The sequence below is a fragment of the Stutzerimonas stutzeri genome, assembly GCF_024448935.1.
Lineage (GTDB): Bacteria > Pseudomonadota > Gammaproteobacteria > Pseudomonadales > Pseudomonadaceae > Stutzerimonas > Stutzerimonas stutzeri_AO.
The window spans coordinates 1-17,769 of the sequence record NZ_JAMOIE010000045.1; the positions used below are offsets into that span (position 1 = coordinate 1).

19 protein-coding genes and 2 pseudogenes are annotated in these 17,769 nt (G+C 63.8%); 6 read left to right on the forward strand and 15 right to left on the reverse strand.

Annotated features, from left to right (window positions below; genetic code table 11):
- Positions 1–150: 150 nt before the first annotated feature.
- The 12 genes and pseudogenes from phnK to NA637_RS13885 all read right to left on the reverse strand — a co-directional run bounded on the left by phnK (position 151) and on the right by NA637_RS13885 (position 10,535).
- The gene (phnK, locus tag NA637_RS13825) at positions 151–963 is read right to left on the reverse strand and encodes a phosphonate C-P lyase system protein PhnK (RefSeq protein ID WP_256073010.1); all 813 of its coding nucleotides are present in this window, start codon (positions 961–963) and stop codon (positions 151–153) included.
- The gene (locus NA637_RS13830) at positions 960–1,832 is read right to left on the reverse strand and encodes an alpha-D-ribose 1-methylphosphonate 5-phosphate C-P-lyase PhnJ (protein WP_256073045.1); all 873 of its coding nucleotides are present in this window, start codon (positions 1,830–1,832) and stop codon (positions 960–962) included. Before NA637_RS13830 ends, phnK begins: the two co-directional genes overlap by 4 nt.
- 8 nt (positions 1,833–1,840) lie before the next feature.
- On the reverse strand, positions 1,841–2,947 hold the full coding sequence (locus NA637_RS13835) for a carbon-phosphorus lyase complex subunit PhnI (protein ID WP_256073011.1): 1,107 nt from the start codon (positions 2,945–2,947) through the stop codon (positions 1,841–1,843).
- Positions 2,947–3,546: a phosphonate C-P lyase system protein PhnH gene (phnH, locus tag NA637_RS13840; RefSeq protein ID WP_256073012.1), complete on the reverse strand. Its 600-nt coding sequence runs from the start codon at positions 3,544–3,546 to the stop codon at positions 2,947–2,949. Before phnH ends, NA637_RS13835 begins: the two co-directional genes overlap by 1 nt.
- Entirely contained in the window at positions 3,546–3,998 is a 453-nt protein-coding gene (phnG, locus tag NA637_RS13845; RefSeq protein WP_256073013.1) for a phosphonate C-P lyase system protein PhnG, read from the reverse strand. The genes phnH and phnG overlap by 1 nt, the downstream gene beginning before the upstream one ends.
- Positions 3,998–4,702: a phosphonate metabolism transcriptional regulator PhnF gene (gene phnF, locus NA637_RS13850; RefSeq protein WP_256073014.1), complete on the reverse strand. Its 705-nt coding sequence runs from the start codon at positions 4,700–4,702 to the stop codon at positions 3,998–4,000. Before phnF ends, phnG begins: the two co-directional genes overlap by 1 nt.
- A 34-nt stretch (positions 4,703–4,736) precedes the next feature.
- The gene (phnE, locus tag NA637_RS13855) at positions 4,737–5,531 is read right to left on the reverse strand and encodes a phosphonate ABC transporter, permease protein PhnE (RefSeq protein ID WP_256073015.1); all 795 of its coding nucleotides are present in this window, start codon (positions 5,529–5,531) and stop codon (positions 4,737–4,739) included.
- A gap of 53 nt (positions 5,532–5,584) precedes the next feature.
- Positions 5,585–6,595: a phosphonate ABC transporter substrate-binding protein gene (gene phnD / locus NA637_RS13860; RefSeq protein ID WP_256073016.1), complete on the reverse strand. Its 1,011-nt coding sequence runs from the start codon at positions 6,593–6,595 to the stop codon at positions 5,585–5,587.
- A gap of 61 nt (positions 6,596–6,656) precedes the next feature.
- Positions 6,657–7,502, reverse strand: coding sequence for a phosphonate ABC transporter ATP-binding protein (gene phnC / locus NA637_RS13865; RefSeq protein WP_256073017.1), 846 nt, complete (start codon positions 7,500–7,502; stop codon positions 6,657–6,659).
- Positions 7,503–7,692: 190 nt separating this feature from the next.
- Positions 7,693–8,118: a DUF192 domain-containing protein gene (locus tag NA637_RS13870; RefSeq protein WP_256073018.1), complete on the reverse strand. Its 426-nt coding sequence runs from the start codon at positions 8,116–8,118 to the stop codon at positions 7,693–7,695.
- An 84-nt stretch (positions 8,119–8,202) separates the two neighbouring features.
- A pseudogene (locus tag NA637_RS25535) lies at positions 8,203–8,980 on the reverse strand (DNA-formamidopyrimidine glycosylase family protein).
- A gap of 220 nt (positions 8,981–9,200) precedes the next feature.
- Positions 9,201–10,535, reverse strand: a complete 1,335-nt coding sequence (locus tag NA637_RS13885; protein ID WP_256073021.1) for a short-chain fatty acid transporter — start codon at positions 10,533–10,535, stop codon at positions 9,201–9,203.
- A 334-nt stretch (positions 10,536–10,869) separates the two neighbouring features.
- Here NA637_RS13885 and catC point away from each other — a divergent pair, with 334 nt between their 5' ends.
- The 4 genes from catC to NA637_RS13905 are packed head-to-tail and all read left to right on the forward strand — an operon-like array spanning position 10,870 to position 13,255.
- Positions 10,870–11,154 carry a muconolactone Delta-isomerase gene (catC, locus tag NA637_RS13890; RefSeq protein WP_256073022.1) on the forward strand — a complete coding sequence of 95 codons (285 nt, stop codon included), beginning with the start codon at positions 10,870–10,872 and terminating at the stop codon, positions 11,152–11,154.
- A gap of 7 nt (positions 11,155–11,161) precedes the next feature.
- Positions 11,162–11,458, forward strand: a complete 297-nt coding sequence (locus NA637_RS13895; RefSeq protein ID WP_256073023.1) for a YciI family protein — start codon at positions 11,162–11,164, stop codon at positions 11,456–11,458.
- Positions 11,459–11,483: 25 nt separating this feature from the next.
- Entirely contained in the window at positions 11,484–12,536 is a 1,053-nt protein-coding gene (locus NA637_RS13900) for a cyclase family protein (protein WP_256073024.1), read from the forward strand.
- Positions 12,537–12,553: 17 nt separating this feature from the next.
- Positions 12,554–13,255 (forward strand): SDR family oxidoreductase, encoded by a 702-nt coding sequence (locus tag NA637_RS13905; RefSeq protein ID WP_256073025.1) that lies wholly within the window; start codon positions 12,554–12,556, stop codon positions 13,253–13,255.
- Positions 13,256–13,384: 129 nt separating this feature from the next.
- Here the strand turns inward: NA637_RS13905 and NA637_RS13910 are convergent, their stop codons facing one another.
- A complete protein-coding gene (locus NA637_RS13910; protein ID WP_256073046.1) occupies positions 13,385–14,266 on the reverse strand; it encodes a pseudouridine synthase in 882 nt (293 codons plus the stop codon).
- Between the two features lie 345 nt (positions 14,267–14,611).
- Between NA637_RS13910 and NA637_RS13915 the strand changes: the two genes are divergently transcribed.
- Positions 14,612–16,423: a thiamine pyrophosphate-requiring protein gene (locus tag NA637_RS13915; RefSeq protein ID WP_256073026.1), complete on the forward strand. Its 1,812-nt coding sequence runs from the start codon at positions 14,612–14,614 to the stop codon at positions 16,421–16,423.
- A gap of 248 nt (positions 16,424–16,671) precedes the next feature.
- On the opposite strand, the gene NA637_RS13920 is transcribed toward NA637_RS13915, so the two are convergent.
- Positions 16,672–17,031, reverse strand: a complete 360-nt coding sequence (locus tag NA637_RS13920) for a copper-binding protein (RefSeq protein WP_256073027.1) — start codon at positions 17,029–17,031, stop codon at positions 16,672–16,674.
- 87 nt (positions 17,032–17,118) lie between these two features.
- Between NA637_RS13920 and NA637_RS13925 the strand changes: the two are divergent.
- Positions 17,119–17,338 (forward strand): annotated as a pseudogene (locus NA637_RS13925) (ATP-binding protein); the annotation flags it as partial.
- A 27-nt stretch (positions 17,339–17,365) separates the two neighbouring features.
- Here NA637_RS13925 and NA637_RS13930 read toward each other — a convergent pair.
- Entirely contained in the window at positions 17,366–17,581 is a 216-nt protein-coding gene (locus NA637_RS13930; protein WP_256073028.1) for a hypothetical protein, read from the reverse strand.
- Positions 17,582–17,769: the final 188 nt, after the last annotated feature.

Sequence of the window (17,769 nt, forward strand, 5' to 3'; positions counted from 1 at the left end):
ATGAGATGCGGATTCGCGGGCATGGCCCGCTCCTACGAAAGCGGAAGCCTCCCAGCTCGCGGCCAGCATCGCTCCCGTGCAGGAGCCAGCGTGCTGGCGATGCTTTTCGCGACGAACCGGCTGCCAGATGCGGCTGGCGTGCATGCTCCCTCATGGCTGCAGCACCGACGACACCAGCAGCTGCGAATACGGGTGCTGGGGATCATCGAGGATCTGGTCGGTGAGGCCGGTTTCCACCACGCGCGAGCGGCGCATGACCATCAGCCGATCCGCCAGCAGCCGCGCCACGGCCAGGTCGTGGGTGACGATCACCACGGCCAGATCCAACTCGTGTACCAGCCCGCGCAGCAGGTCGAGCAGGCGTGCCTGCACGGAAACATCGAGGCCGCCGGTGGGCTCGTCCATGAACACCAGGCGCGGGCCGGACACCAGGTTGCGGGCGATCTGCAGGCGCTGCTGCATGCCACCGGAGAAGGTGCGCGGCAGATCGTCAATGCGCGCCGGGTCGATCTCCACCTGGCTCAGCCAGTCCAGCCCGGCCTGACGCAGCTGGCCGTAATGGCGCTGCCCCTGAGCCATCAGCCGCTCGCCGATATTGGCGCCGGCGGATACACCCATGCGCAGGCCGTCCCGTGGATTCTGCTCGACGAAGCCCCACTCGGTGCGCAGCAGGCTGCGGCGCTCCGCCTCGCTGGCGGCGTAGAGGTCGAGCCAGGCGCCGTCGCGTCCGCGGTAGCTGACCGAGCCCCGGTCGGGCGGGCAGCGTCCGGCCAGCAGGCTGAGCAGCGTGGATTTACCGGAGCCGGACTCACCGACGATGCCCAGCACCTCACCGGGATAGAGATCGAAGTCGACGCCCTGGCAGCCGGTATCCGGCCCGTACAGGCGCGTCAGCCCACGGACCGACAGCAAGGGCTGATCCACGCGGCTGACGGGTTGTTGCAGATCGAGCGCGGCGTTCATTCGGCGGCCTCCTGGGCGTCTCGGCGCTGGGTGCAGTAATCGGTATCCGAGCAGACGAAGCGCTTGGTGCCCGCATCGTCGACGATCAGCTCGTCGAGGTAGGAGCTGTCGCTGCCGCAGAAGGCGCAGCACTGGTCCCAGGCCTGGATGGCGAAGGGGTGATCCTCGAAATCCAGGCTGCGCACGTCCGTGTAGGGCGGCAGGGCATAGAGGCGCTTCTCGCGGCCGGCGCCGAACAGCATCAGCGCCGGGCTCATGTCCAGTTTGGGGTTATCGAATTTGGGGATCGGCGAAGGATCCATCACGTAGCGGCCGTCCACCGTCACCGGGTAGGCATAGCTGGTGGCGATATGGCCAAAGGTGGCGATGTCTTCATAAAGCTTGACGTGCATGACCCCGTAGTCGGCCAGCGCATGCATGGTCCGCGTCTCGCTTTCCGACGGTTCGATGAACCGTAGCGGCTCGGGGATCGGCACCTGATAGACCATGATCTGATCATTGCGCAGCGGCGTTTCCGGAATCCGGTGACGGGTCTGGATCACCGTCGCTTCCGGCGTGCGGGTGGTGGTGGCGACGCCGGCAGTACGGGCGAAGAAGCGGCGGATCGACACCGCGTTGGTGGTGTCATCGGCGCCCTGGTCGATCACCTTGAGCACGTCCTCGGCGCCGAGAATGGCGGCCGTCAGCTGCATGCCGCCGGTGCCCCAGCCATAGGGCAGCGGCATTTCGCGGCCGCCGAACGGCACCTGGTAGCCGGGGATCGCCACGGCCTTGAGCAGCCCGCGGCGGATCATGCGTTTGGTCTGTTCGTCGAGGTAGGCGAAGTTGTAGCCCTGCTCTGTCGCAGCGGCCTGTGGTCGCTCATTGATTGTGGCGATCATGCGCGGCGCTCCTCGGCGTTGGGCTCGGCCGCGGGGGTCTGCTCGACCGGCGCGCGACGCAGCTTGCGAATCAATTCCAGTTCCGACTGGAAATCGACGTAATGCGGCAGCTTGAGGTGCGAGACGAAGCCACCGGCCTCGACGTTGTCGCAGTGCATCAGCACGAACTCTTCCTGCTGCGCCGGGCCTTGCACCGTCTCGCCGTACTCGGCGCCGCGCAGCGCACGATCGACCAGGGCCATGCCCATGGCCTTGCGCTCGGCATAACCGAAGGCCAGCCCGTAGCCGCGGGTGAACTGCGGGTCGATGCCCTGCCCGCCGACGAACTGGTTGACCATCTCGCACTCGGTCACTTCGATATCGCCCAGCGGTACGGCGAAGCCCAGCTCCGGCGGCTCCATCCAGACCTCGACCTGACCGATGCGGATTTCTCCGGCGAAGGGGTGGTTGCGGCCATAGCCGCGCTGGGTCGAATAGCCCAGCGCCAGCAGGAAGCCCTCATCACCTCGGGCCAACGCTTGTAGCCGCTGCGCGCGGCCGCTGGGGAACTCCAGGGGGTCGCGGGTGATGTCCGGCACCGCCTGATCGTCGCCCCGCTCGGGCTTCATCAGTCCTTCCTGGGCGAGCAGATCGAGCACGCGCGGACAGGCCGCCAGCTCGGCACGAGGATCGAGCTCCGGGCCGGGATGTTCGCCTTCGGCCAGCAGGCTGAAGTCCAGCAGGCGATGGCTGTAGTCGAAGGTCGGGCCGAGCAGTTGGCCGCCGGGCAGGTCCTTGAAGGTGGCCGAGATGCGCCGGGTCGGACGCATCTGCGCGGTTTCCAGCGGGACGCTGGCGCCGAAACGCGGCAGCGTGGTGCGATAAGCGCGCAGCAGGAAGATCGCTTCGAGCAGGTCGCCGGCCGCCTGCTTGATGGCCAGCGCAGCCAGCTCCTCATCGAACAGCGAACCCTCGGCCATGACCCGCGCCACCGCCAACGGCAGCTGCTGACGGATCTGGCTGACGCTCAATTCGGGCAAGGCGGTGTCGCCGCGGCGCTTCTTCGCCAACAGCCGGTGAGCATTGTCGATGGCCTGTTCGCCACCTTTGACGGCTACGTACATCAGGCGACCTCCTCTATCGATGGCGCAATGCGGGTGCTGCGCGGCAAGCCGACCAGTGACTGGTCGGCGGCAAAAAACAGGTCCAGCCCGCGTGGGAAATCATTGCGATCGGCGCGCTGCTGCCAGAACGCAGCCGGCAGCGGCAGGCTCACTTCGCGCTGGCCGAGGATGCCGGGGCCGCTCCAGCTCAACGCTGTGCCACCCTCGAGGGCATCGAGCTGGACCAGCAGCGTGCACGACTGATCGGGAAAGCGTTCGCTGCCGGTGAAAAATCCGGACAGGTCGTCTAGCTCCTGAACCCCAAGCAGCGCGAAATCAGCTGCCTCACGTTCGGCCACGATCGGACAACCGCAATGAAACGCCAGGTTGGCGCGCACCGCCGGCGTATCAAAGGCGGGCGCCAGCCACAGCCGCGTGTCGCCGTCGAGCAGGCTCAGGCACAGCGCATAGGTGGCCGGGGCCAGCGGATCGAGCGCCTGCAGCGGAATCAGTGGCTGCGTCAGGCCGGGCTCGGCAAGCGCCTTGAGCGCCGTGCGAAACACGCGCTGGCTGTCGAGCACCTGATCGCCGAATGCCGCTTGCAATAAATCTGCGCTCATCAGTCTTCTCCTCTCACCAGCGTGAAGAACTCCACTTTGCTGCTGACCGTCTCGGCATCCTGGGCCGCACGACGTGCCGCCTGGGCCGCTGCCAGCGGATCGATCAGCTGCTGTTGCCAATGCGCCTGATCGCGACCTTGCAAGTGCGCATCGGCCAATGCGGCCAGTTCAGCGTGGCGCTTGTCGCGCCCGGCCACGTAGCTGTAGCCGGTCCGGCCGTCGCCAAGCCGCACCACGCAACGGGTGACGGTCATTTCGCCGAGATTGAACGCAGCACCCGTACCGCCCATGCGGCCACGGACCAGCGTCATGCCGATCTCCGGTGCGCGTACCAGCTGGTAGTCGGTGTCCTTGAGTGCGGCCTCGTAGCGCGCCAGCTCATCGCCGGCACGGGCAAGCACGCCCATCCAGCGCTGGCGCGTGGCTATTTCTGGGGTCATGCGCGTCTCCATCAGGTGGCGACCTGGTACTGGAAGCGGTCGGCGCGGCTGGTCGACAACGACAGCTCCACCGGCCGTCCGGCCAGGTCGTGGGAAAGGGTGAGCACGGTCAGCAGTGGCGCGTGGCGCGGCATCAACAGCTGATCGGCCTCGCCGGGGGTGGGCAGGCGCGCGCCGATCAGGCTGAAGGCCCGGCGCAGCGGCAGTTGACGTTCGGCCAGGTACCGACGCAGCGAGCCGCCGTTGTAGTCCTCCAGCAGCGCCTGACAGCTGGCACAGAAGCGGTGGCGGATCAGGCTCACCGGTTGCTCGTCGAGCAGGCGCAGGGTGTGCAGCTCGAGCAATGCCGCACCCTCGCTCAGCTTCAGGTGGTCGGCCTCTTCAGCAGTGGCCGGACGTAGCTGCCGCTGCAGCAGCCGCGCCTGCACTCCGTGGCCCTGCGCCGACAGCGATTCGCTGTAAGCGCTGCCGGCGGCGAGCGGATAGATCAGCGGTCGTGCCAGCACGCGTGTGCTGCGGCCCTGTTGGCGCAGCACACGGCCCTCGCTGACCAGCTCATCGATGGCGCGGCGCAGCGTGTGCCGGTTGACCGCGAACCGGGTCGCCAGCTGGACCTCGCCGGGCAGCTGATCGCCGGGCTGCAAGTGGCGTAATTCCTCACGCAGCTGGGCGGCCAGTCGCAGGTAGCGCGGTTGAGGTTGTCTAGACAGGTGCATGGCTAAAAAAGACGCGCAAGGCGTCCGTCTCCGGTCAGATGAAGAGTTTGCGCAGGCGCTGGGAGATGATGTCGATCACGCTGACCACCGCCACGATGACGATGAGCAGGGCGCAGGTCTGGCCGAACTGGAAACCGCGAATGGCCTCCCAGAGGATCACGCCGATACCGCCGGCGCCGACCATGCCCACCACCGTCGCCGAGCGCACGTTGGATTCGAATCGATACAGCGCGTAGGAAATCCACAGCGGCAGGACCTGCGGGATGACCCCGAAAATGACCTCCTGCAAGGCGCTGGCACCGGTGGCACGCACCCCTTCCACGGGCCCCGGCTCGATGGCTTCCACCGCTTCGGCGAAGAGTTTGGCGAGCACACCCGTGGTACCGACGAACAATGCCAGTACCCCGGCGAAAGGCCCCAGACCGACCGCAACGACGAAGAGCATGGCGAAAACCATCTCGTTGATCGAACGACAGGCGTCCATCACTCGCCGGACCGGCTGATACACCCACCAGGGCACGATGTTCTCAGAGCAGAGAATGCCCAGCGGGATCGCACAGAGGATCGCCAGCACCGTGCCCCAGAGGGCGATCTGTACGGTGACGATCATTTCCGTCAGGTACAGCTCCCAGTTGCTGAAGTCCGGCGGAAAGAAATCGGCAGCGAAGGTCGCCATGTTGCCGGCGTCGCGGACCAGCGCCAGCGGGTTCATTTCGGCGCCCTGCCAGGACCAGCCCAGCAGTGCGAGAAACAGTCCCCAGCCAACCAGCTTGAACCACGAGCGTTTCTGCGGTGCGGCGACGGGGGTAGGTGCGGTCAGAGAAGTCATGGAAGCTCCGGCAAACGAGAAAGCCGACCGCCGCTCACGCAGCGGCCGGTGGATCAGCCCGCGGTGGCGGCTGCGGTTTTTTGCTGGAGCTCGGCCATGCGCTGCTCGAGCGCGGCGAGCTGGGCGTCCAGTTCCTTCAACTGAGCCTGCTTGTCGCTTTCGTCGAGCTTGCTGTTGCTGGCGATTTCGCTGCGCTTCTTGAACAGATCGAGCTGGCGAATCGGCAGCAGCTGATCGTCATCGGAGGCGCGGAACTTGCCCCACTGCAGGTCTGCCAGAACCTCCATCTCGCCAGGCTTGTCGCCAAAGCTCATGAAGAACTCGCGGATGCTGGCCTTGGTCGCCTCCGGCAGGTTCTTGCGCCAGACCATGGGATCGACGGGAATCAGCGGCGAGGTCCAGATCACCTTGAGCTGGGCGGCCTTCTCCGGCGCGGTCAGCTCCAGGCGCTCCATGCCCTCGTTGTTGAAGGTGCCGACATCGACCTGCTTGTTGGCGACCGACAATGCGTTGACTTCGTGGCTACCGATGAGCGTGCGCTTGAAGATCTTGTTGGCGTCCACCTTGTTCTTGGCGAAGACGTAATAGCCCGGCACCAGGTAGCCCGAGGTGGAATTCGGATCGCCGTTGGCGAAGGTTAGATTGGCGGCGTCCTTGAGCATGTCTTCGACGGAGTCGATGGGGCTGTCCTTGTGCGCCACCAGCAAGCTGTAATAGCCCTGCGCGCCGTTGGCGGCGACGGTCTGGGCAAAGATTTCGCCGCCGGCGCGGTCCACGGCTTCCATCGCCGACTTGTTGCCGTACCAGGCCAGGTCGACCTTGTCGAAGCGCATGCCCTGGATGATGCCGGCGTAGTCGGGGGCGAAGAAGGCGTTGATCTTCATCCCGGTACGCTCGCTCATGGCGGCGAGGAAGGGATCCCAGACAGTCCGCAGGTTCTGCGAGGATTCGGTGGAAATGATGCCGAAATTCAGTGCCTTGCCATCATCCGCGTGGGCGCCGCCCAGCAGCGAGCCGGTCAGCAAGGCGGAGGCGGCCAGGACGCGGCCAATACGATTGAACATGGAAAAGCTCCTGTCATTGGATGACGTTGGGTTGGCATGACGTGGAATCGGGACGGCGGTTTCAGGCCCGAGCCAGGCTCAGCGCGCGGGTCTGCGCCGGCACTGCCGCGGCAGGCGAGCGGGCCTGATCGGAAAACAGCAGACTGGCGTCGAGATCGGCGCCGTAGAGATCGTTGAGAAGCCGCGAATCGAGATCGGCGCAGGCACCGTCGTAATGGATGCGCCCATCCTTCAGTGCCACCGCTCGCCGGCAGTAGCGCAGGGCGTAATCGACCTGATGCAGCGTCACCACGACGGTCTTGCCGTCCCGTCGGTTGATGTCGGCGAGAATGTCCATGACCTTGCGAGCCGACTCGGGGTCGAGCGAGGCGATCGGCTCGTCGGCGAGTATCACTTCGGCCTGCTGGGTCAGGGCGCGGGCGATGGCCACCCGCTGCTGCTGACCGCCGGAAAGTGTCGAAGCGCGTTGCTCGGCACGATGGGCCAGCCCCACGCGGTCCAGCGCGGCCAGCGCCTGCTGCTTCTGTTCGGCGCTGAACATGCCCAGCGAACCGCGCCAGCGCGGCATGCGCCCGAGAAAGCCCAGCAGCACGTTGTCCAGCACACTGAGGCGGTTGACCAGATTGAACTGCTGGAAGATGTAGCCGATGTCCGCGCGCAGCCGCCTGACGTCAGCGTTCAAACGTCCCGCCGACTGCACCTCGCGACCGAGCACCTGGATGTTGCCGCCGCTGCGATCACCGCAGGCCAGGCCGGCGATGTGCCGCAGCAGTGTGGATTTGCCGGAACCCGAGGCACCGATCAGCGCCACCATTTCGCCCGGCTGCACGGACAGCGCCAGATCATGCAGGGCACGTTTGCCTGCGAAGGTCTTGTTCAGACTGTCGACACGGATAACCGCACTCATGGATCGACTCCCTCATCGTGAACGACGGCAGCCGATGGGGGCCGTCTGATGAGGCATGACCTTAGGCACGGCCGATGTCGCTCCAGTGAACGGTCTGTGACAGTTCGATGACTTGTCTAAACAGGCGGAGCGGGTCTAAGCCGGCGCCCCTTCTAGCGCGCGGACTGGCATCCGCCCACCATTCTCTGGCCTATTTTGGGATACCGCTCACTTGATCGCCGATACCTGTCCGATGTTGACCAAACCAGCCCTGGTTTACCTCCAACGCGTAGCGCGCCGGCTCGCGCGAACAGCGGATCGTCTTGTCCAGTGGCTCCAGGTCGATGACATCGACGATGCGCCCCGACTCGTCCATGAAGGCTGCAGACAGGGGAAGTGGCGTGTTTTTCATCCATAGACAGTGCCGGCGAAAATCATCGAAGCGAAACAGCATGCCGTGGTCTGCCGGCAGCTCGGTGCGCTCCATCAAGCCACGTTCGCGTTCATCCGGGGTGCGCGCGTACTCCGCCGTGAGCCGAGCATCCCCGACTTGCAGGTCCAGCAGCGACTCCGAGGGCAGCGTCGATGGAAGCCAGACGATGGCGGCAACAGCCAGCAACAAGGGAGCGATACGCATGAAAGATGGATCTCGGTCCGGTGAAAGCCGGGGCAGCGCTTACAGCAAAGCGCCGATCATAACCAAAGGATACAGCGTCTCGTCCTACTGCTCTGCTACCGGCGTATCGACCGAAACCTGATCACTTTCGCCGTAACGCTTCTGGCAGCGCTCGCAACAGAAGCTGCGGCGTTTGCTGCGACCCAGCGACTTGGCTTTGACGAAGGGAATCTGGCAGCGCGGGCAGGTGGTCCTGGTATGCGCCAGCCAGTGTGCTTTCAAGGTGCCTTCGCGCTTCCACTGCAGGCATTCGAAACTGTAGGTGCGTACCTCTTTGGCCAACTCGCGCAGCTTGGCCGCCGACAGGTCGCCGATCAGCGACAGTGGATGGATGCGGGTGCGAAATAGCACCTCGTGCTTGATGATGTTGCCGGAGCCGGAAAACAGCGTTTGATCCAGCAGTGCATCGCAGGCCAGCAGTCGCGGCCGCGTGCGCAGTTTTTTCAGCGTTGTGCGGTTGTCCCAGGCCTCGCTCATGACGTCCGCACCCCAGTCGTACGCCTCCTCCAGCGAGCCTTCGATAAACTGCACCGAGCAGCCTTAGAAATTCAGCTCACCGTTCGGGAAACCCAGGCTCAGGCGCGGCGCGGACTCCTTGCGCTCGTTGATCCGGTAGCTGCCGAACAGCAGCAGGTGGATACGCAAGGACAGGTCATCCAGCTCGATCCAGGAAGTGTTTGCCCCATCTGCGGAACGAACGCACCGTCCGGCCGACCAACCGCGCCTTGTCGAGCTTGGCGCTACCCTCTGCGCGTTCGATGGACTTGCCGGTGAATGCGGCCACTTCTTCGCGAAGGATGACGATGGATGGGCCTTCAGGCATGGCGATATCGCTTCGACTGGGGGCGTTAACAATATCGACTGGGGTCGGCTGAGAAGGTGCGGCTGGGGTTAACTCAATTAATAGCAAAAACCCGACAGGCTTGAGACCAACGGTCAGACGAACCACCTCGGCTTGCTCAGTACTGCCTCGCGAGAACCAGAGACGGTGATACGCACCCCGCGTTTGGCGAGGCACGAGCATCGTGTTTCTTGACTTTCGATCAGGCCGACAGGTAACCCCAGACCCAGATGGTGCCGCCAAAAATGATTCCCAGGTAACCCAGGATCAGCACCATATAGCCCATCACGTCGCGTAACTTCAGCTTGGATATTGCCAGCACCGGCAATATCCAGAACGGCTGGATCATGTTGGTCCACTGGTCACCTACCTGTACGCCAAGTGCCGTCGCGGCAAACGACGCGTTCAGCTCGCGCGCCGCCTCGATCACCACCGGCCCCTGTACGGCCCACTGACCTCCACCGGACGGCGCGAGAATGTTGATCAGCCCTCCGCTGATGAACGACCAGATCGGCAGCGTTTCGGCGGTGGAGATTTGTACAAACAGCTCTGCGAACGAGACCACCAGGCCAGAACCGACGAGGATGCCCATGATGCCGGCGTAGAAGGGATACTGAACGATGATCCCCGATACGATCTTGACGCCTTCGCCGAGCGCCGCCAGGTAGCGGGCCGGCGATGCGAACAGCAGAATGCCGAGAAAGACGAAGATGAAGTTGACGGTGTTGAGGTCCAGCGAACCGCCATCGGCGAAATGCAGGCCTACATAGACCATCCCCAGCAGGCCAATGACGATACCGACCACCTTGCTATGGTTCATCCGGTCTGCAAGGGTCACGTCCCGTTGGCCATCCAGACTCGGCTCGAACGGCACGGCTACGGTGGCCGGGTCGATTTCGACAATGTTCCCGGCGCCCTTAGGGTGCAGCCAGGCGTTGAACAGCGGCAAGGTCAGCAGTATCAGTGCAGAAGCGATCAGCAGCGGTCCGCTGAAGATCGTTTCCGACAGCGGTACCAGGCCCATGCGGCCCTGCAGAAAATGCCCTTCGGTGGCGATCAGCAATGGCACACTGCCAGACAGGCCGATGCCGTATACCGAAAAGCCGGAAAATGCCGCCGCGATTACCAACGGGTAGTGCAAGCCTGGCACCTTCAGTGCCAATTTCTGAGCGACGACGCTACCGATCACCAGGCCGAACCCCCAGTTCAGCCAACTGCCGATGATGCCCACCAGGGTAGCGACGACAATCGCCGCAAACGGCGTGCGCACGGTACCGGCGATGCGGTCGAGTATCCCATCGACGAAGGGAGTGCGAGCCAGGATGTAGCCCGCCAGGAGGATGACAGTCATCTGCATGCTGAACGCGAGCAAATTCCAGAAGCCATCGCCCCAGTAGCGGGTCGCGTCGAGCGGGCTCGTGCCCTCGACGAGCACCGCGAGAATCAGCGTGATTACGGTGAGACCAATCGCGATCACGAGTGGATCTGGCATGTAGCGATTGACGAGACGCGTAAAGAAATTGGCTAGCGCGTTCATGACGTTTCCTTGGCAATTATTTTTAATGGCGACGACAGTAGGTGAGCAAGCTCAGCGCGTGCAATTCGATAATCGATTTTTAGTTCGATAATCGAACAGTCATTTACCCGTACCTTTAGTGTCGCTGCGCTTGGCCAACGCTCTATAACTGTTAGCAGGACGACGCCGAACGTCGCCATCAGAACCGTTCGATTACCGAACATCTATTCGAACATCGGATTGCATTGCCGGGCGAGCGCCTCGTACCTTCTCAGCACTCACCGCTGTCGCTTTGCGCCAATCGAGGCGAGAGCGGTCCACTTTGGGCCATGCGTCCAGTAACCGGGGCTCCTCAATGCTCTTTCTCGTGCACATGCAAGTGAACATCCCCCACGACCCCGACCCGACCGCCGCTGCGGCATTGATCGCTGAGGAAAAGGCTTATTCGCAGGAACTGCAGCGCGACGGCCGCTGGCGTCACCTTTGGCGGGTCGTCGGCCAGTACGCCAATTACAGCGTCTTCGATGTCGCCGGAAACGACGAGCTGCATTTGATGCTCAGCGCATTGCCGCTGTATCCCTACATGACCCTAGAGGTCACGCCGCTGGCCCAGCACCCGTCTGCGCTGGCAGCAAACTGAGGTCCTTATGCCCTATCTGATCGAAACCTTCGACAAGCCCGGCCACCAGCAGCTGCGACGCGACACCCGCGACGAACATCTGCGCTTTCTCGAGGCGAATAAGGCAATCCTTCTGGCGTGCGGTGCCAAGCTTGCCGACGATGGCAGCGACCTGGGTGGCGGCCTCTATATCGTCGACCTCGAGACGCGCGCCGAAGCTGAACACTTCATTGCCGAGGACCCGTTCAGCCACATCGAACTGTTCGAGCGCGTCACCATCACACGCTGGCGCAAGGCCTATGTTGCAGGCCAATGCTATCTGTGACGCACAACCCACTGAGGGGTAGCGAATGACCAATCCACGCTGGAAAAATCGTCCGGATGGCTCGAACTGGGGTGAGTTTGGTGACGACGACCAACTCGGCAGGCTGAACTTGATCACCGCTGAGAAAGTCCTCCAAGGCATCGCCGAGGTGCGTGACGGCAAGGCGTTCTGTCTCAGCCTGCCGCTCGACTACCCCGGCGGTAGCGGGCTTAATCCCAACCGCCATCCTCCCGTGCTGCGACCAACGCTGCGCCAGGGCGCGGTCAACTTCAATTTCCGCTTGGGCGACCTGCAGGCCGGACGGCCCGACGTCCTCAGTGACGATCTGGCAATCTTGCACCTGCAGTACTCGACCCAGTGGGACAGCCTGGCCCACGTCGGCGCGCTATTCGATGTCGACGGCGACGGCGTTCCTGAGCCGATGTACTACAACGGCTTCGCCGCCGGCGATCTGATCCGCGGTCCGCAACACCCGGACGATGCGGGCGTGCAGGAGCGCATGCGTCCCCAGAGTACGTCTGGGGCGGGTGCGCTGGGCATCGAACGCATGGCTGAAACCGGCGTGCAGGGGCGCGCCGCGCTGATCGATTTGCACGCCCATCTGGGCGATGCGCACACGCTGGTTGGTTACGACACGCTGATGCGTGTGCTCGAGGCTGACCGGGTCGAAGTCGAGCGCGGCGACATTGTCTGTCTGCATACCGGGTTCGCCGACGCGGTGCTGGCCATGGGGGGCCAGCCTGACTCGCAGACACTGACCCAGAGCTGTGCAGTGCTCGACGGGCGCGACGAAAAGCTGCTCCAGTGGATCACCGACAGCGAACTGGCGGCTCTTGCCGCTGACAATTACGCCGTCGAGGCCTACCCGGCCGCGGGCGGCGACGCATGTTGTGCTGCCTTGCCCCTTCACCACCACTGTTTGTTCAAACTTGGCGTCCACCTCGGCGAACTCTGGCACCTCGGTCCGCTGGCCGCGCACCTGCGTGGCCAGGGCCGTTACCGTTTCTTCCTGACCGCCCCGCCGCTACGGCTGCCGGGGGCTGTCGGTTCACCGCTGACCCCGGTCGCGACCGTCTAATTGCCTGCGAGAATTTCATGAGCCTACCAAGAGTCCTGATCACCGGCGGCGCAGCCGGCATCGGTGCCGCCACCGCCGAACGCTGTCGTGAAGACGGTTACGAGCCGATCGTCATCGACCGCGACGGTGATGACATTCGCGCCGACCTGTCCGACCCCGAGGCCACTGCCGAGGCGCTGCGCGAAGCCTTGGCCGGAGGCCCGATTACCCGCCTGGTCAATAACGTCGGCATGGTCTGCCCGGCTCCCGCCGACGAGCAGACGCTGGCCGAACTGGACCGCGTGATGGCACTGAACCTGCGTTGCGCCATGCAATGCATGCAGGCGCTGCTGCCAGGCATGAAGGAAGCCGGCTTCGGGCGCATCGTCAACATGGCCTCGCGGGCTGCGCTGGGCAAGGAGCTGCGCACCGCCTACGCAGCAAGCAAAGCCGCGCTGATCGGCATGACCCGCGTCTGGGCGCTGGAGCTGGGCACGCACGGCATCACCGCTAACGCGGTCGGCCCCGGCCCGATCCGCACCGAGCTATTCGACCGCGCAAACCCGCCCGGCGCGCCCCGCACACAGAAAATCATCGACTCAGTGCCGGTCAAGCGCGTCGGAATACCTGACGACGTTGCGCACGCCGTCGCCTACCTGCTCGACGAGCGAAGCGGCTTCGTGACGGGGCAGACGCTTTATGTCTGCGGCGGCATGACAGTGGGTGTGGTCGACGTCTGATCCTGACACCTGAACACTACCCGAGGACTGCAAGGGCAACGCCGCTGGTGGCTCGAAGCGCTGCTCAGCTCAAGCAGTCAGCGCGTGACGGCTTCGGTGAAAAACCGCGACTGTATTAATCGCTGCGACTCACCAGGCTAGCTGCAAACTGCTTTCGAAGTGCCGTTCGTTGGAGGTCAGCGGGTCGCGAAACGTCAGCCCACGTGCAAGCAGCTTGAGAGGCTTCGAATAGTCGTCCTGATCACGCCGCGCCCGCTCGATCAGCTCGGGGTAGAACGGGTCGTTGCAGATGCCGGCCCCCAGCGTGGCCATCTGCAGACGCAGTTGATGCTTGCGCCCGGTGACTGGATAAAGCGCATAGCGCCAGAGCTCGCCGCGGCGTTCGAGCACCTCGATGCGCGTCTCGCTGTTGGGTTCGCCGTCGCCCTTTTTCATCAGGAAGAACGGTTCGCCGTCGACCATGTGCAAGCGTTCATCACGCGGAAAGTCCAGATCAGGCAGCGCCGGGCAGATCGCCTCGTAGTGCTTGCCGATCTTGCGTTCGCGAAACAGCGCCTGGTAACGGCCACGGCTCTCGGGATTGGTAGAAAACAGCACCAGCCCGGCGGTCAGGCGATCGATGCGATGGATCGGCACCAGATCGGGATTGCCCACACGCTTGCTCAGGCGCGCCAGCAGGGTCTCGTTGACGTATTCCCCAGCCGGCATCACGGGCAGGAAGTGCGGCTTGTCGGCTACCAGCAGGTGCTCGTCGAGGTGCAGGATCTGCTCCTCGAAGGGAATCGGTTTCTCGTCCGGCACCTCGCGAAAGTAATAGACCTTCAACCCGACCCGATAAGGCTGCGTCGCCTCCAGTGGCTGCCCGTCGGCGCCGAGTACGCGCCCTCGCACGAAGCGATCGGCCCAGGTGTCGCGGTCAATCGACGGAAAATGCGCGCACAGGCAGTCGAGCACCGTCGCCCAGTCGCCCTGGGGGAGATGCAGCGTGCTGCGAGCGTCTGGGGCGGGCATGGACATGGCGACCACCGTCTGAACGAAGAGGCGCGGGATGATACTTCAACATCGCGGCCGAGGCGTGGCAGTGCCGTTGGCTGGCCTCGACCGGAAGCGATTTCAACCGCGACGAGGACGGCAGTCTCTTTCATACCTTTTCTGCCTACCACCGTAGCGCCGAAGAAGAGGTTCGTCCGTCACCCGGGTGAGCTTTTGGGAAACCCTCACGGCCCAGTCCGGTCCAGACGTGAACAGCCAGGCAGAGGGTTGCGAAGGCCGCTTCGTTGCGCAGCGCATGCGGCATGCCTTGAGATTCCAGCCCCCTGTGTCTGAACGCTCACGCCCAGACCACGCGAGGTTTCCATGCCAATGACAGTCGGTGACTACGTAATCGAACGCCTCTACCAATGGGGCGTGCGCCGCATTTATGGCTACCCCGGCGACGGCATCAACGGTGTGTTCGGCGCGCTGAATCGCTCCAATGAAAAGATCCGTTTCATTCAGGCCCGGCATGAGGAAATGGCCGCGTTCATGGCTTCGGCCGATGCCAAGTTCAGCGGCGGCCTGGGGGTTTGTATCGCCACGTCCGGCCCGGGTGCGGCGCATCTGATTACCGGTCTCTATGACGCACGACTGGACCACATGCCGGTGCTGGCCATCACCGGTCAGAAATCGCGTACCTCACTGGGCAGCCACTACCAGCAGGAAATCGACCTGCCGGCGCTGTTCAAGGATGTGTCCGGTGCGTTCGTCGAGCAGGCCAGCGCACCGCCGCAGGTTCGGCATTTGATCGACCGGGCGATCCGCACCGCAGTGGGCGAGCGCAAGGTCGCCACCATCATCCTGCCGAGCGACTTGCAGGACGTCGAGTACAGCGAGCCTCCCCGCGCCCACGGGGCCGTGCATTCCGGCATTGGCTATACGCGGCCGAAGATGGTGCCCTACGAAGCTGACCTGCAGCGTGCCGCCGAGGTGCTCAACGACGGCAACAAGGTCGCCATTCTGGTGGGTGCCGGTGCGTTGAATGCCACCGACGAGGTCATCGCCGTGGCCGAGAAACTCGGGGCTGGCGTTGCCAAGGCGCTGCTGGGCAAGGCTGCCGTGCCTGATGATCTGCCTTGGGTCACCGGCTCTATCGGCCTGTTGGGCACGGAGCCGAGCTACAAGCTGATGACCGAGTGCGACACCCTGCTGATGATCGGTTCGGGCTTCCCCTACTCCGAATTCCTGCCTGAAGAAGGTCAGGCCCGCGGCGTGCAGATCGACCTCAAGGCCGACATGCTGAGCATCCGTTATCCGATGGACGTGAACCTTCAGGGCGACTCGGCTGAAACCCTGCGCGCGCTGCTGCCCCTGCTGCAGGCGAAGACCGAGCGCAAATGGCGCAAGCGCGTTGAACAGTGGCGCATGGATTGGGAAAGCGTGCTGGAGAAGCGAGCCCTGGTGGAGGCCAACCCGATCAACCCGCAGCGCGTCGCCTTCGAGCTGTCACCACGGCTGCCGGATTACTCGATCATCACCAGCGACTCGGGCTCCTGCGCCAACTGGTATGCCCGCGATGTGAAGATGCGCCGCGGCATGATGGGCTCGCTCTCCGGCGGCCTGGCTTCGATGGGTGCAGCGGTGCCCTATGCCATTGCCGCCAAGTTCTGCCACCCGGAGCGCCCGGTAGTGGCGATGGTCGGTGATGGCGCCATGCAGATGAACAACATGGACGAGCTGATCACGGTCGCCAAGTACTGGAAGGAATGGCAGAACCCGCAGTGGATCTGCTGCGTGTTCAACAACGAGGACCTCAATCAGGTCACCTGGGAACAGCGCGTGATGGAGGGCGACCCGAAATTCGAGGCGTCGCAGGACATTCCCAACGTGCCTTACCACCGCTTCGCCGAATCCATTGGTCTGATCGGCCTCTACGTCGACCGTGAGGATCAGGTCGCGGCAGCCTGGGACAAGGCCTTCGCGGCGGATCGGCCGGTGTTGATCGACTTCAAGACCGACCCGGACGTACCGCCACTGCCCCCGCACATCACGCTGGAACAGGCCAAAGCTTACGCCTCGGTACTGCTGCATGGTGATCCGGATCAGGCCGGGATCATCAAGCAATCGGCCAAGCAGGTGCTCGGCAAGTTCATGCCTGGGCGTGACAGGGATGAAGACAAGGACAAGGGATGACCGGGACACGGCCTGACACTGCGCGAGGCCGATGCTCGCCGCTACGCAATCTGTCGGGGACGCATGGTTTCACGGACGCAACTCAGGCTACTGGCCGTTGGCGCCACCACTGCGCTGGGGCTCGCTGCACTGAGCTGGCAGAAGCACGAGAAACGCCGTCGCGGTCTGCTGTTCAGCCCTGGCGAGAGCTTGCCGGTCTTGCCTTCCATCTGGAATTGTCGGGGCCCCCACTTCGTCTGGAATGCCTTTCAGGGTTTCTCGATGGACACCAGAGCTGCTTCGTCGCCCTCGCTCTGGAAGCTGATGCGAACCTGATCGCCGGGTGAAAGCCCCTCCAGCTGCTCGCGCCGAGCCTGGAAGTCCATGGTCGCCGCTGGCCACTTCAACGCGGGGATCGGGCCGTGAACGATGGTCACCGCACCCCGCTCACGGTCCAGGGCCTCGATGGTGCCAGTTGCGTGAATCACCGGCTCGGAAACCATCTCGGTGGCGGGTCCGCCGTCGATCTCCGGCGAACCCGTGGGCCCCTCAGGCTTGAGCAGATCCTGGGCCAGCGCAGGCGGGGCGAGCAATATCAGGCTGAGCGTGACGCAATGGAACGTCTTCATGGCAGACCTCCCGCAACAGGTGGGCGTACCCCGTATTGGACAATGGCGCGGCGAGGATTACTGCCCACCTGCGCGCCCAGGACGACTGATGACGATGGGCCGGGCATCCCGACGGAACGTCGCGAAGCAGTGCTGGAGCGCGGCATCCGCCTCGATGAACATGCCGAAGGGCATGGGCTGGGGCTTGGTATCGTGCGCGATATTCTGCTTGCCTGGCGGGGGTGAGCTGTCACTGGAGCAGAGCGAGCCTGGAGGGCTCTGCGTACGCATCCGCCTTCCGATGCAACGCAAAGGGCAGATCGAGTAAGCGAGTCGTAGCGGATGACGCGGAGAGTTACGGGGCGCGCGCCAACTCGTTGCGCATGTCTTCCAGGAGGGTCTCAACCAGCAGACCGTTCTGAACCTGTCGGCCCGACATCATCCGAGTGGCCTCGGTGCCGTTGAGTGGGTAAACGACACGGACGACCAGGTAACCGTCTTCTTGCGGTTCCACACGGGTCTTGTAATCAGCCGGAAAGTTGTCGGCAAGGTGACGAGAGAGGGTTTTCATGGTGGCCTCGTGCGCTGGGTCTGAAACGAAGACCCAGCTTTACACTCGGAGATTCCAACCACTCATCGGATGACTGTTCAGCGGCAACGAAACTGTAACCTTCGCTCACTTCCGTTCGTTAGCACCGTAGGCCAGCCACGCCAGAACGCCCATTCCGGCAAGGGCAGTCAATGAAAAAATCAGCGCAT

What these genes read in the sequence shown, in the direction of transcription:
- NA637_RS13900 (WP_256073024.1), top strand. Translation starts at nt 11,484, where the DNA reads ATGACCAATCCACGCTGGAAAAATCGTCCGGATGGCTCGAACTGGGGT.
- NA637_RS13870 (WP_256073018.1), bottom strand. Translation starts at nt 8,118, where the DNA reads ATGCGTATCGCTCCCTTGTTGCTGGCTGTTGCCGCCATCGTCTGGCTT.
- phnG (WP_256073013.1), bottom strand. Translation starts at nt 3,998, where the DNA reads ATGGAGACGCGCATGACCCCAGAAATAGCCACGCGCCAGCGCTGGATG.
- phnE (WP_256073015.1), bottom strand. Translation starts at nt 5,531, where the DNA reads ATGACTTCTCTGACCGCACCTACCCCCGTCGCCGCACCGCAGAAACGC.
- phnC (WP_256073017.1), bottom strand. Translation starts at nt 7,502, where the DNA reads ATGAGTGCGGTTATCCGTGTCGACAGTCTGAACAAGACCTTCGCAGGC.
- NA637_RS13915 (WP_256073026.1), top strand. Translation starts at nt 14,612, where the DNA reads ATGCCAATGACAGTCGGTGACTACGTAATCGAACGCCTCTACCAATGG.
- catC (WP_256073022.1), top strand. Translation starts at nt 10,870, where the DNA reads ATGCTCTTTCTCGTGCACATGCAAGTGAACATCCCCCACGACCCCGAC.
- phnK (WP_256073010.1), bottom strand. Translation starts at nt 963, where the DNA reads ATGAACGCCGCGCTCGATCTGCAACAACCCGTCAGCCGCGTGGATCAG.
- NA637_RS13910 (WP_256073046.1), bottom strand. Translation starts at nt 14,266, where the DNA reads ATGCCCGCCCCAGACGCTCGCAGCACGCTGCATCTCCCCCAGGGCGAC.
- NA637_RS13930 (WP_256073028.1), bottom strand. Translation starts at nt 17,581, where the DNA reads ATGAAAACCCTCTCTCGTCACCTTGCCGACAACTTTCCGGCTGATTAC.
- phnH (WP_256073012.1), bottom strand. Translation starts at nt 3,546, where the DNA reads ATGAGCGCAGATTTATTGCAAGCGGCATTCGGCGATCAGGTGCTCGAC.
- phnF (WP_256073014.1), bottom strand. Translation starts at nt 4,702, where the DNA reads ATGCACCTGTCTAGACAACCTCAACCGCGCTACCTGCGACTGGCCGCC.
- NA637_RS13905 (WP_256073025.1), top strand. Translation starts at nt 12,554, where the DNA reads ATGAGCCTACCAAGAGTCCTGATCACCGGCGGCGCAGCCGGCATCGGT.
- phnD (WP_256073016.1), bottom strand. Translation starts at nt 6,595, where the DNA reads ATGTTCAATCGTATTGGCCGCGTCCTGGCCGCCTCCGCCTTGCTGACC.
- NA637_RS13835 (WP_256073011.1), bottom strand. Translation starts at nt 2,947, where the DNA reads ATGTACGTAGCCGTCAAAGGTGGCGAACAGGCCATCGACAATGCTCAC.
- NA637_RS13895 (WP_256073023.1), top strand. Translation starts at nt 11,162, where the DNA reads ATGCCCTATCTGATCGAAACCTTCGACAAGCCCGGCCACCAGCAGCTG.
- NA637_RS13920 (WP_256073027.1), bottom strand. Translation starts at nt 17,031, where the DNA reads ATGAAGACGTTCCATTGCGTCACGCTCAGCCTGATATTGCTCGCCCCG.
- NA637_RS13885 (WP_256073021.1), bottom strand. Translation starts at nt 10,535, where the DNA reads ATGAACGCGCTAGCCAATTTCTTTACGCGTCTCGTCAATCGCTACATG.